Consider the following 12,181-nt stretch of genomic DNA (forward strand, 5'->3'; position numbering starts at 1 on the left):
ATCGAGGTCCGCTGGCGCGAAGCCCCCCCCCCCCCCCCCCCCCCCCCCTCCCTCCCCCCCCCCCTCCCCCCCCCCCCCCACCACCTCTTCGCCCGGGCCCTGGTCCGCCTGCTGCGGCCCTGACGGGCCGGGCTAGGGTGCCGTGATCACCACGCACCCCGGGAGGGTTCCTTGGCCACACCCCCGCCGCCGTACGGCGCCGGCCCGTACGGCCCGTACCCGCCACAGCAGGGTCCGTACCCGCGGCAGCAGGGTCCGTACGCCCCGCAGCAGGGTCCGTACGCCCCGCCGCCGGCGTACCCCTCGCAACCGGGCCCCTACGCCGCGCCGGCGGCGTACGCCGTGCCGCCGCAGCAGGCCGGGGCCGGCTGCCGGGTGTGCGGATGCTGGCCCGCGGCCCCCGCCACCGTGCGCGGCCACCAGGGACTGCTCGTGCTGATGCGGTTCCTCAGCCTGCCCGGGCCGTTCTGCCGCGACTGCGGCACGGCCACCTACCGCCGGATGTCCTCGGACACCCTCTGGCAGGGCTGGTGGGGGCCGCTGTCGCTGTTCATCACCCCGTTCACGCTGCTGCTCAACCTCGGACCCCGGGCGGCGTTCCGGCGCCTGGCGGAGCCGGCGGGCGGCTTCCGGCCCCCGCTGGACCCGGGGAAGCCGCTGTGGCGGCGCCCGCCCGCGCTGCTCCTGCTCGTACCGGCCCTGCTGGTCGCCGTCGGCATCCCGGCGCTCGTCGTGACGGGCCTGCTGATCCGCGAGGAGGCCCCGCCGGTGCTGGCGGTCGGCCAGTGCGTCCGCAACGCGGGCGACTGGAAGGACCAGGAGCTGGTGGTCACGGACTGCGGCTCGGCCCGGGCCGAGCTGCGGGTCAGCAAGCGGCTGACCGCCGGGGAGAGCTGCGCCGCGGGGGACTTCCTCTCCGACCCGAAGTACGGCGGCGACGGCTGGACCCTGAACTGCCTCACCCCGCTGCGCTGACGCGCGCCCGCCCCGCTCCCGGAGGACCCGGGAGCGGGGCGGGGGCACGAAAAGGGCCGCGGCTAGCGGATCGGCATGCCCGACAGGGTGCGGGCGATCACCAGGCGCTGGATCTCGCTGGTCCCCTCGAAGATCGTGTAGATGGCCGCGTCGCGGTGCATCCGCTCCACCGGGTACTCCCGGGTGAAGCCGTTGCCGCCGAGGATCTGGACCGCCTGGGCGGTGACCTTCTTCGCCACCTCGCTCGCGAAGAGCTTCGACATCGAGCCCTCGGCCGAGGTGAACGGCTTGCCCGCGACCGCCATCCAGGACGCCCGCCACACCAGCAGCCGGGCCGCGTCGATCTGGGTGCGCATGTCCGCGAGCTGGAAGGCCACCCCCTGGTTGTCGATGATCGGGCGGCCGAACTGGGTGCGGGTCTTCGCGTAGTCGAGGGCGACCTCGTACGCGGCGCGCGCCGTGCCGACCGCCATGGCGCCGACGGCCGGGCGGGAGGCCTCGAAGGTGGCCATGGCCGCGTTCTTCACCCGCTCGCCGCCGCCCGCCGCCGCCCGCTCGCGGGCCCGCGCGAGGCGCTCGTCGAGCTTCTCCTTGCCGCCGAGCAGGCAGGAACCGGGGATCCGTACGTCCTCCAGGACCACCTCGGCGGTGTGCGAGGCGCGGATGCCGTGCTTCTTGAACTTCTGGCCCTGGGACAGGCCGGGGGTGTTCGGCGGGACGATGAAGGAGGCGTGGCCCTTGGTGCCGAGCTCGGGGTCGACCACGGCGACGACGATGTGGACGTTGGCGATGCCGCCGTTGGTGGCCCAGGTCTTGGTGCCGTTCAGCACCCACTCGTCCTTGGCCTGGTCGTAGACGGCCCGGGTGCGCATGGCGCCGACGTCGGAGCCTGCGTCCGGCTCGGAGGAGCAGAACGCGGCGACCTTGACGTCGTCCGGGGTCCCGTACATCTGCGGGATCCAGGTGCCGATCTGCTCCTCGGTGCCGTTGGCGACGACCCCGATGGCCGCGAGGCCGGTGCCGACGATGGACAGGGCGATGCCGGCGTCGCCCCAGAAGAGCTCCTCCATGGCCATCGGGATGCCGAGGCCGGTGGGGTCGAAGAACTGCTGGGCGTAGAAGTCCAGCGAGTAGATGCCGACCTTGGCCGCCTCCTGGATGACGGGCCACGGAGTCTCTTCCCGCTCGTCCCATTCGGCGGCCGCGGGCCTGATCACGTCGGCGGCGAAGCCGTGGATCCAGTCCCGGACCTGCTTCTGGTCGTCGTTGAGCTCCATGGTGAACTCCGCCATGTCCCCTCCAGCTGTCTCACACGGTTACCGTTACTGCCGGTAACCCTCACCGTGGCCACAGTCTGTTACCGGCTGGTAAGCACTGTCAAGCGCCGCCGATTCGGTGACGGGGGTACGCGGGGTGTTACGTTGCGTGGGCGTCACGCACCATCGCAAGGGCGGGGAGAGAAACACGTCATGGAGACCAGTCAGCAGCCGGGCGAGCCGGGAGCGGGAGAACGCCGCCGGCGCGAGCTGCTCGAAGCGGCGGACCGCGTCGTGCTCAGGGACGGCCCCAAGGCATCGATGAACGCCATCGCGGCCGAGGCCGGCATCACCAAGCCGATCCTCTACCGGCACTTCGGCGACAAGGCGGGCCTCTACCAGGCGCTCGCCGTACGCCACACCGACGCCCTGCTCGACTCCCTGCGGGCCGCACTCGACGCCCCGGCCGAACGCCGCAAGCGGGTGGAGTCCACCCTGGACACCTACCTCGCCGCCATCGAGGCCCGCCCCCAGGTCTACCGCTTCCTGATGCACCCGGCCGAGGACTCCCAGAGCAGCGAGCGCGGCTTCGACGTCGGCCTGCACTCCGCCCCGCTGCTGCGCCGGCTCGGCGAGGAACTGGCGAAGGTGGTCGGGGAGCGGGTCGACCTCGGCCCCGGCCACGAACAGCTCGCCCGGATCTGGGGCCACGGCATCGTCGGCATGATGCACGCGGCCGGCGACTGGTGGCTCGGCGAGCGCCCCTGCGAGCGGGCCGCCCTGGTGGCCGGCCTCACCGACCTGCTCTGGGGCCGCCTGGCCACCGCCGGCAACCGCGAGGACGGCCCCGGCTTCTGACCCGCGCCGCTCAGGCCCGGGTCCCGCCCCACGGGGCCTTGGCGATGGCCCGGCGCAGCCGGCGGGCGCGCAGGCCGGTCACCCGGTCCGCGTAGACCGTGCCGTCGAGGTGGTCGCACTCGTGCTGGAGGCACCGGGCGAAGAACCCGGTGCCCTCCACGCGCACCGGGGCCCCGTCGGAGGTGACCCCCTCGACCACCGCCCGGTCGAAGCGGACGGTGCCCGCCTCCAGGCCGGGCAGCGACAGACAGCCCTCGGGGCCGCGGAACTCGTCGCCGTCCGCCTCGACCAGGCGGGGGTTGACTACGTGTCCCACATGGCGGACGTCCTCGTCGTCGGGGCAGTCGTAGACGAAGACCCGCAGCCCGGTCCCGATCTGGTTCGCGGCCAGCCCGACGCCCTGGGCGGCGTACATCGTGGCGAACATGTCCTCGACGAGCCGGTCGAGTTCGGGCCCGAAGTCGGTGACCTCGGCACAGGGAGAGTGCAGCACCGGTTCGCCCAGCAGGGTCATCGGGCGTACGGAACCGGTGGTACCGGGGAGGGGACGCTGTCGCATGGCGGTAAGGGTACGACGGGCGAATATATGAGGAGATCCGCGGCGACCTGGGGCGCCGCGGTCAAGGCCGCGGCCGGTACTGGATAGGCTGGGGCGACCGACGCTAGGAGGACAAGGGACGATGGCAGGCAACACGGAGCCGCTTTCGCCGCGGGCCAAGCTGGCCGTGACGGCGGGCAAGGCCGCGGCGGCGGTGTCGCGGGCCGCGGGACGCGGAAGCGGATCGGTGATCGGAGGCAAGGTCGCACTCAGGCTGGACCCCGATCTTCTCGGCGCGCTGGCGCAGCATCTCGATGTCGTCCTCGTCTCCGCGACGAACGGCAAGACCACGACGACCCGCCTGATCGCGGAGGCCCTGCGGGCCAGCGGTCCGGTCGTGTCCAACGCGCTGGGCGCGAACATGCCGGCCGGCATCACCTCGGCGCTCGCCGGCGGCTCGGACGCAAAGTACGGCGTCATCGAGGTGGACGAGAAGTACCTGGCCGGGGTGGCCCGGGACGTCACCCCCAAGGTGATCGCCCTGCTGAACCTCTCCCGCGACCAGCTGGACCGCGCGGCCGAGACCCGCATGCTCGCCGAGAAGTGGCGCGAGGGGCTCCAGGGCTCCAAGGCGGTCGTGGTCGCGAACTGCGACGACCCCCTGATCGTGTGGTCGGCGTCCTCGTCGCAGAACGTGGTGTGGGTGGCAGCCGGCCAGGAGTGGAAGGACGACGCCTGGTCGTGCCCCTCCTGCGGTGGCGTCATGCAGCGCCCGGGCGACGACTGGTTCTGCGGCGAGTGCGGCTTCCGCCGCCCCGCCCCGAGCTGGGTGCTCTCCGGCGACCACGTGCTCGACCCGCACGGCAGCGCCTGGCCGATCCACCTCCAGCTGCCCGGCCGCGCCAACAAGGCCAACGCCGCCACCTCGGCCGCCGTGGCCGCCGTGTTCGGCGTGCCGCCGCAGGTCGCGCTGGAGCGCATGTACCAGGTGCAGGCCGTGGCCGGCCGCTACGACGTGGTCAGCTTCATGAACCGCGACCTGCGCCTGCTGCTCGCGAAGAACCCGGCGGGCTGGCTCGAAACGTTTTCGCTGATCGACGGACCGCCCGCGCCGGTGATCCTCGCGGTCAACGCCCGCGGCGCCGACGGCACCGACACCTCCTGGCTGTGGGACGTGGACTACCCGCGCCTCGCCGGGCACCCGATCTTCGTGATCGGCGACCGCAAGCTCGACCTCGCGGTCCGCCTGGAGGTCGCGGGCCTGGACTTCCGCGTCTGCGAGACCCTCGACGAGGCCGTCCAGCTGGCACCGCCCGGGCAGATCGAGCTGATCGCCAACTACACGGCCTTCCAGGACGTGCGCCGCCGCGTCGGCAACTAGTACCCATACCTTCGAAGGACAAGAGCATGAGCGACAACAGCCTGCGTCTGGTGTGGGTCTACCCCGACCTGCTCAGCACGTACGGAGACCAGGGGAACTGCCTCGTCGTGGAGCGCCGGGCGCGCCAGCGCGGCCTGGACGTGCAGCGCGTGGACGTGCGCAGCGACCAGCCCATCCCGACCTCGGGCGACATCTACCTGATCGGCGGCGGCGAGGACCGGCCGCAGCGGCTGGCCGCGGAGCGGCTGGTGCGCGACGGCGGTCTGGAGCGCGCCGTCTCGAACGGGGCGATCGTCTTCTCCGTCTGCGCCGGGTACCAGATCCTCGGCAACGAGTTCGTCAACGACATGGGCGAGCGCCAGCCGGGCCTGGGCCTGCTGGACGTGGTGACCGTGCGCGGCGAGGGCGAGCGGTGCGTCGGCGACGTCATCGCCGACATCGACCCGCGCCTGGGCCTCCCGCAGCTGACGGGCTTCGAGAACCACCAGGGCGTCACGCACCTGGGCCCGTCGGCGCGGCCGTTCGCCCGGGTGACGATGGGCCGCGGCAACGGCACCGGCGACGGCACCGAGGGCGCGTACAACGACACCGTCTTCGGCACGTACATGCACGGCCCCGTGATGGCGCGCAACCCGCTGATCGCGGACCACCTGCTGAAGCTGGCCCTCGACGTGAACGCGCTGCCGGCCATAGACGACCGCTGGTACGACGCGCTGCGCGCGGAGCGCATGGCGGCGGCCACGCAGACCGCGTAAGGGCGCTCGCGCGCCTGCCGCACGGCTTCGGCTCCGGCTTCCGGCCCGGATCCCCTCGGGGGTCCGGGCCGGTGTGCGTTCGGCCGGTGTGCGTTCGTACGATCTTCTGTTTGTTCCGACCATCCTGTGGAGGATGGTTCAGTCCAGTGGGAAACCGCTTGTAGGGTGACGGGTAGTTCCAACCGGACGACGTGGTCCGGTCGTCGGCCCACGTTGCAAAGGTTCTTCCTGCCATGCGCATTGGTGTGCTCACTTCCGGCGGCGACTGCCCCGGCCTGAACGCCGTCATCCGTTCCGTCGTGCACCGCGCCGTCGTCGACCACGGCGATGAGGTCATCGGCTTCCACGACGGCTGGCGCGGCCTCCTGGAGTGCGACTACCGCAAGCTCGACCTGGACTCCGTCGCCGGCATCCTGGCCCGCGGCGGCACCATCCTCGGCTCCTCCCGGGTCCAGCCCGCGCACCTGCGCGACGGCGTGGAGCGGGCCCGCGGCCACGTCGCGGACCTCGGCCTGGACGCCATCATCCCGATCGGCGGCGAGGGCACCCTGAAGGCGGCCAACCTGCTCGCCCAGGGCGGCCTGCCGATCGTCGGCGTGCCGAAGACCATCGACAACGACATCTCCTCCACGGACGTCACCTTCGGCTTCGACACCGCCGTCGGCGTCGCCACCGACGCCCTGGACCGGCTGAAGACCACCGCCGAGTCCCACCAGCGCGTGATGGTCGTGGAGGTCATGGGCCGCCACACCGGCTGGATCGCCCTGCACTCGGGCATGGCGGCCGGCGCGCACGCCATCGTCGTCCCGGAGCGCCCGTTCGACATCGAGGAGCTGACGGCGATCGTCGGCGAGCGCTTCTCGGCGGGCAAGCGGTTCGCGATCGTCGTGGTCGCCGAGGGCGCCAAGCCCCTCCCGGGCACGATGGAGTACCAGGCGGGCGGCAAGGACCAGTACGGGCACGAGCGCTTCGCCGGCATCGGCAACATCCTGGCCGTCGAACTGGAGCGGCGCCTGGGCAAGGAGGCCCGCCCGGTCATCCTGGGCCACGTCCAGCGCGGCGGCACGCCCACCGCGTACGACCGGGTGCTCGCCACCCGCTTCGGCTGGCACGCGGTGGAGGCGGCGCACCGGGGCGAGTTCGGCATGCTGACGGCCCTGCGCGGCACGGACATCGTGATGGTCCCCCTCGCCGAGGCCACCTCGACCCTGAAGACGGTCCCGACGGACCGCTACGACGAGGCACAGACCGTTCTTTGACATCCTCCCCCTCGCATGTAAAGGGGATTCCTGCCTCACGCTGCCCGGCGGGCCGTCGGCCCGCCGGGTCTTCCACGATCAGCGGCAGCCGGGGTGAGACCAGCCCGGACGAGCATCACGCGTGCGGAGTTCTTGTCCCTCGGGGAGACGGCTCCGCACGCGGTGCACGTGTAGGTACGTTCCGACAGCGGGAGTGCGTGCTTGGTTCTCGCTCCGCACCGTCCGCAGTCCATGGTCGTGTGTGCAGGCTGCACCAGGTGGACGGCGCGACCGTACTTGCGGGCCATGTTTATCAGCTCGCGCTTGGTGGTGGCGATCGCCGCGTCGGCAGCCTTGCGGGCCATCGTCGACTTCGCGAGGAACGCCGGCCGGAAGTCCTCCACCGCCAGCTCGTCGAAGTCGTTGACGACCTGCCTGGCCCACCGTCGAGCCGTTTCCTGACGTTGCCGCGCGATCTTCTTGTGCGCCTTCGCGGCCTGCTGCGCAGCTTTCCCGTAGCCCTTGGAGGGCGCCCGGCCACGCGTGGGTTTCCTGCGGGCCATCATCCGCTGGCAACGGGCCAGCCGGCCGGCCGCCTTCCTCCCGTGTTCGGCGTGCGGCAGGTCGTGCGCATCACTGGTGGTCGTGGCCGTCACCTGCACCCCCCAGTCGATGCCGATCACCGCGCCCGTACCAGGCAGTGACTGCGCTTCGACCTGGACCACGAAGGACGCGTACCAGTGACCGACACTGTCCCGGTAGACACGGACGCTGGAAGGGTCGGAGGGCAGCGCCCTCGACCACACCACGGTGAGCGAGGTGCCGCCCGCCAGGTGCAGGCGGGAGTCCTTCAGCCGGAAGCCCCGCCGCGTGTAGTTCAGTGTCGGAGCCGCCACCGACTTCCTCTTGAGCCGGGGCATTCCCGCCCGCCGCCTCACGGGCGACCGTGCCTTCAGGTCCTTCAACGCCTTGGCCCGGGATGCAGAGAAGTCCCGGACGGTCTGCTGCTGCGGAACCGAACCGCCGGCACGCAACCACTCGTGCTCCGCACGCCAACGCGTCAGCATCCGGTCCAGCCCTGCGGGACCGCAGTTCTCCCCGGCCTTGTGCGCGGCCCGCGATGTGGCGACGCACTGGTTCCACACCCACCGACACCGGTCCCACTCGTCCAAGAGAGCGGTACGCGCAGCGGACGACATACGCAGCCGGAACGTGTACCGAGCGGTTCCGCCCCCTCCGCCCCCAGCAGATGCCGTCATGGCGCCAGCATGAGGCCGAGGTCCCGCCTCGCTGTCCGGAACCCCTCGACCTCACACGAACGAGTGATCGACCTCCGAGACCGCCCCCGGACGCGATCGCGTCCGGGGGCGGCATTACTGTGGTGGGGCGCCACAGTCAAGGGAGTGAAGGCATGGATCACAGCGGGCACGGCATGGACATGAACATGGACCTGCCGCCGTTCACTCTCGGGCGTGGGCTGGAGTTCTCCTTCGACGCCTTCTTCCTGTTCGGCTCGCTGCTGGGGCTCGCCCTGTACGGGTGGGGCGTGTGGCGGCTGCGCCGGCGCGGGGACTCCTGGCCGGTGGGCCGGACCGTCGCCTTCGTCACCGGTGTGCTGACGGTGATGCTGGTGATGTGCACCAAGCTGAACGACTACGGCATGGTCATGTTCAGCGTGCACATGGTCCAGCACATGGTGATCAGCATGGTCACCCCGATCCTGCTGCTGCTCGGGGCGCCGGTGACGCTGGCCCTGCGGGCGCTGCCGCCGGCGGCGCGCGGGCACAAGGGGCCGCGCGAGCTGCTCCTGATGCTGCTGCACAGCCGGTACATGCGGATCATCACCCACCCGGCCTTCACCATCCCGATGTTCATCGCGAGCCTCTACGCGCTGTACTTCACCCCGCTCTTCGACTTCCTGATGGAGAGCAAGGCCGGCCACATCGGCATGATGGTCCACTTCCTCGCCGTCGGCCTGATCTTCTTCTGGCCGATCATGGGCGTGGACCCGGGCCCGCACCGCCCCGGCTACGTGATGCGGATGCTGGAGCTGTTCGCGGGCATGCCCTTCCACGCCTTCTTCGGCATCGCCCTGATGATGGCGAGCGAGCCGATGATCAAGACGTACGCGAACCCGCCGGCCTCCCTGGACATCGACCCGCTACTCGACCAGCAGTGGGGCGGCGGCATCGCCTGGGCGTTCAGCGAGATCCCCTCGGTGCTGGTGCTGATCGCGCTGATCTACCAGTGGTACCACTCGGAGCAGCGGGTGGCGCGGCGCTCCGACCGGGCCGCCGACCGGGACGGCGACAAGGAGCTCGCCGCCTACAACGCGTATCTCGCCTCGCTCCAGCAGCGCGGCCAGTAGCGCGGAGCCCGCATCAGGCGCGACCATGGGGCATGACCGGATCCGTTAAGGCGATGGCCGTCACGACCTTCGCCGCTCTGGTGGCCGTCTCCACGTACTCGGTGGCGCTCGGCAGCAACGGCTGGCTGTGGTTCGGCTGGGTGGTGCTGGGGCTGCTCACGATGGGGCTGGCCGCCTCGCGCAGCGCCTGACCCTCCCGGCCCCGCGTTGACTGTCCGTAGGATGGCCGTGACATAGGGGCATCGACGGGAGCGGCCTGGTGTTCTACCACTTGCTCAAGCACGTACTGCTCGGTCCGCTGCTGCGGCTGCTGTTCCGGCCGCGGATCGAGGGGCTGGAGAACATCCCCCCGGAAGGCGCCGCGATCGTCGCGGGCAACCACCTGTCCTTCTCGGACCACTTCCTGATGCCCGCGATCCTCACGCGCCGGATCACCTTCCTCGCCAAGGCCGAGTACTTCACCGGGCCGGGCCTCAAGGGGCGGCTGACCGCCGCCTTCTTCCGCAGCGCCGGGCAGATCCCGGTGGACCGCTCCGGCAAGGACGCCGGGCAGGCGGCGCTGCGCGAGGGGCTCGGGGTGCTGGCCAAGGGCGAGCTGCTCGGGATCTACCCCGAGGGCACCCGGTCCCACGACGGGCGGCTCTACAAGGGCAAGGTCGGGGTGGCGGCCATGGCCCTGGGCGCGGGGGTGCCGGTGGTGCCGTGCGCGATGCTCGGGACCTTCGAGATCCAGCCGCCCGGCCAGAAGCTCCCGAAGATCCGGCGGGTCACGATCCGCTTCGGCGCCCCGCTGGAGTTCTCCCGGTACGCGGGCATGGAGGGCGAGCGGGCCGTGCTGCGCGCGGTCACGGACGAGATCATGTACGCGGTCCTGGGCCTCTCCGGCCAGGAGTACGTGGACCGGTACGCGGCCGAGGTCAAGGCCGAGGAGGAGGAGAAGCGGAAGAAGGCCCGGCGCTCCTCGCGCTGAGCCTTCTCCCGCTCGTCATAGCAGGTACTGCCGGGTCCTGACGGGTCCTAGCGGACGACCGCCGGGAGCTCCTCGTGCTGCGGCAGCGCGGCGGCCGGGGCCTCCGCGAGGGACTTCGCCGCGGCCGGGGCCGGGGGCACCGGAGTGGCGTGCGGGCCGCACTTCACGTCCTGGGCGTCGACCTTGCCGGTGAGCAGGTAGGCGTCCACGCGGGTGTTGATGCAGGGGTTCACCAGGCTGGTGACGCCGTGCGAGCCGGCGTTCTGCTCGGTGATCAGGCGCGAGCCCGCCAGGCGGCGGTGCAGCTCGACGGCGCCCTCGTACGGGGTGGCCGCGTCACGCTCGGACTGGACGATCAGGACCGGGGCGATGCCGCGCTTGGCGCCGACCTCGATCGGGGTGCTCTGCTTGGACTTCCAGGTCGCGCAGGGCAGGTTCATCCACGCGTTCGACCAGGTCAGGAACGGGTACTTCTTGTGCAGCTCGCTGTTGTCCCGGTCCCACTTGGCCCAGCTGGTCGGCCACTTGGCGTCGGCGCACTCCACCGCGGTGTAGACGGCGTTGGAGTTCTCCGAGGCGGCGTTGCCCTTGGTGTCGGACATGTCCGGGGCGATGGCCTCGATCAGCGGCTTCTCGTCACCGGCGGCCCAGGCGCTGAACGCCTGCGCGACCGGGACCCACGAGGAGTCGTAGTACGGGGCGCCCTGGAAGAAGCCGATCAGCTCGGCCGGGCCGACGACCCCGCCGAGCGGCTTGGCCTTGGCCTGGGCGCGCAGCTCCTGGTACTTGGCCTCGACCTTGGCGCGGGTGTCGCCGAGGTGGAAGACGGCGTCGTTCTTGGCGACCCAGTCCTGCCAGTCGTTCCAGCGCATCTGGAAGGCGACGTCCTGGTCCAGGTTGGCCTGGTACCAGATCTTCTCCTGCGCCGGGTTGACGACGCTGTCGACGATCATGCGGCGCACGTGGGTCGGGAAGAGGGTCGCGTAGACCCCGCCCAGGTAGGTGCCGTAGGAGACGCCGATGAAGTTGAGCTTCTGCTCGCCGAGGGCGGCCCGGATGACGTCCAGGTCGCGCGCGGTGTTCGGCGTGGTCATGTGCGGCAGCATCTCGCCGCTGCGCTCCTTGCAGCCGTCCGCGTACTCGGCGGCGAGCTTGCGCTGGGCGCGCTTGTCGGCCTCGCTGGACGGGACCGGGTCGGCCTTGGGGGCCTTGACGAACTCCTGCGGGTCGATGCAGGAGATCGGCGCGGAGTGGCCGACGCCGCGGGGGTCGAAGCCCACGAAGTCGTAGGCCTTGGCGGTGTTGACCCACAGCGGGCTCTTGGTGGTGATCCGGCGCGGGAAGCGCATGCCGGAACCGCCGGGACCGCCGGGGTTGTAGAGGAGGGCGCCCTGGCGCTCGTCCTTGGTGCCCGTGCTGACGGCACGGTCGACGGCGAGCTCGATGGTCTTGCCGAAGGGCTTGGTGTAGTCGAGCGGGACCTTGACCCAGCCGCACTGGATCGGCTTCTCGAAGCCCCAGTCGGCAGGACAGTCCTTCCAGTCGATGCCGGCGCGCGCAGCGCGGGCGGCGGCGATCTGGACGCCGATCGCCTCGGCACCGCCGTTGTCCCGGCCGGCCGGAGCGGCCGAGGCCGGCGGCGCGAGCAGCAGGCCCGCGGCCAGCGCACCGGTGATGAGAGTGGCGGCGCTCCCCAGCGTCGCATTGCGTATCACGTGGTTGATCCCCCTGGTCATGTGCCGCCCGGAGCGGCAGGTTTGGGACAGGGGGATCCTTTCGTCTGACCGGTACCCGGCAACAGAGCACGGTCTACTTCTTTGCCAACCCGATAACCGGAAACGT

General features: G+C 71.3%; 12 protein-coding genes. 8 read left to right on the forward strand and 4 right to left on the reverse strand.

Annotation, left to right across the window (positions count from 1 at the left end):
* Positions 1 to 171: 171 nt before the first annotated feature.
* Complete coding sequence (locus tag AC07A6_RS18185; protein WP_478777715.1) at positions 172 to 975, forward strand: LppU/SCO3897 family protein; 804 nt, start codon at positions 172 to 174, stop codon at positions 973 to 975.
* Between the two features lie 62 nt (positions 976 to 1,037).
* Here the strand turns inward: AC07A6_RS18185 and AC07A6_RS18190 are convergent, their stop codons facing one another.
* Entirely contained in the window at positions 1,038 to 2,267 is a 1,230-nt protein-coding gene (locus AC07A6_RS18190; RefSeq protein WP_362463744.1) for an acyl-CoA dehydrogenase family protein, read from the reverse strand.
* Between the two features lie 177 nt (positions 2,268 to 2,444).
* On the opposite strand from AC07A6_RS18190, the gene AC07A6_RS18195 reads away from it, so the two are divergent.
* On the forward strand, positions 2,445 to 3,089 hold the full coding sequence (locus AC07A6_RS18195) for a TetR/AcrR family transcriptional regulator (RefSeq protein WP_362463747.1): 645 nt from the start codon (positions 2,445 to 2,447) through the stop codon (positions 3,087 to 3,089).
* A gap of 10 nt (positions 3,090 to 3,099) precedes the next feature.
* Here AC07A6_RS18195 and def read toward each other — a convergent pair whose 3' ends face one another.
* Complete coding sequence (gene def, locus AC07A6_RS18200) at positions 3,100 to 3,648, reverse strand: peptide deformylase (RefSeq protein WP_362463750.1); 549 nt, start codon at positions 3,646 to 3,648, stop codon at positions 3,100 to 3,102.
* Between the two features lie 121 nt (positions 3,649 to 3,769).
* Here def and AC07A6_RS18205 point away from each other — a divergent pair, with 121 nt between their 5' ends.
* From AC07A6_RS18205 to AC07A6_RS18215, 3 genes are all read left to right on the forward strand, one after another.
* Entirely contained in the window at positions 3,770 to 5,008 is a 1,239-nt protein-coding gene (locus tag AC07A6_RS18205) for a MurT ligase domain-containing protein (RefSeq protein WP_362463753.1), read from the forward strand.
* A 26-nt stretch (positions 5,009 to 5,034) separates the two neighbouring features.
* Positions 5,035 to 5,763, forward strand: coding sequence for a type 1 glutamine amidotransferase (locus AC07A6_RS18210; RefSeq protein ID WP_362463756.1), 729 nt, complete (start codon positions 5,035 to 5,037; stop codon positions 5,761 to 5,763).
* A 233-nt stretch (positions 5,764 to 5,996) separates the two neighbouring features.
* Positions 5,997 to 7,022 carry a 6-phosphofructokinase gene (locus AC07A6_RS18215; protein WP_362463759.1) on the forward strand — a complete coding sequence of 342 codons (1,026 nt, stop codon included), beginning with the start codon at positions 5,997 to 5,999 and terminating at the stop codon, positions 7,020 to 7,022.
* Between the two features lie 35 nt (positions 7,023 to 7,057).
* On the opposite strand, the gene AC07A6_RS18220 is transcribed toward AC07A6_RS18215, so the two are convergent.
* Positions 7,058 to 8,260 carry an RNA-guided endonuclease InsQ/TnpB family protein gene (locus AC07A6_RS18220; RefSeq protein ID WP_478777716.1) on the reverse strand — a complete coding sequence of 401 codons (1,203 nt, stop codon included), beginning with the start codon at positions 8,258 to 8,260 and terminating at the stop codon, positions 7,058 to 7,060.
* Positions 8,261 to 8,412: 152 nt separating this feature from the next.
* Here AC07A6_RS18220 and AC07A6_RS18225 point away from each other — a divergent pair, with 152 nt between their 5' ends.
* From AC07A6_RS18225 to AC07A6_RS18235, 3 genes are all read left to right on the forward strand, one after another.
* Complete coding sequence (locus tag AC07A6_RS18225; protein ID WP_386270738.1) at positions 8,413 to 9,369, forward strand: cytochrome c oxidase assembly protein; 957 nt, start codon at positions 8,413 to 8,415, stop codon at positions 9,367 to 9,369.
* A 32-nt stretch (positions 9,370 to 9,401) separates the two neighbouring features.
* Positions 9,402 to 9,560, forward strand: a complete 159-nt coding sequence (locus AC07A6_RS18230) for a hypothetical protein (protein WP_185911042.1) — start codon at positions 9,402 to 9,404, stop codon at positions 9,558 to 9,560.
* Positions 9,561 to 9,628: 68 nt separating this feature from the next.
* On the forward strand, positions 9,629 to 10,339 hold the full coding sequence (locus AC07A6_RS18235) for a lysophospholipid acyltransferase family protein (protein WP_386270736.1): 711 nt from the start codon (positions 9,629 to 9,631) through the stop codon (positions 10,337 to 10,339).
* 47 nt (positions 10,340 to 10,386) lie between these two features.
* On the opposite strand, the gene AC07A6_RS18240 is transcribed toward AC07A6_RS18235, so the two are convergent.
* Positions 10,387 to 12,054 carry an alpha/beta hydrolase gene (locus tag AC07A6_RS18240; RefSeq protein WP_362463768.1) on the reverse strand — a complete coding sequence of 556 codons (1,668 nt, stop codon included), beginning with the start codon at positions 12,052 to 12,054 and terminating at the stop codon, positions 10,387 to 10,389.
* Positions 12,055 to 12,181: the final 127 nt, after the last annotated feature.

Source organism: Streptomyces sp. NPDC044002 (genome assembly GCF_056434525.1).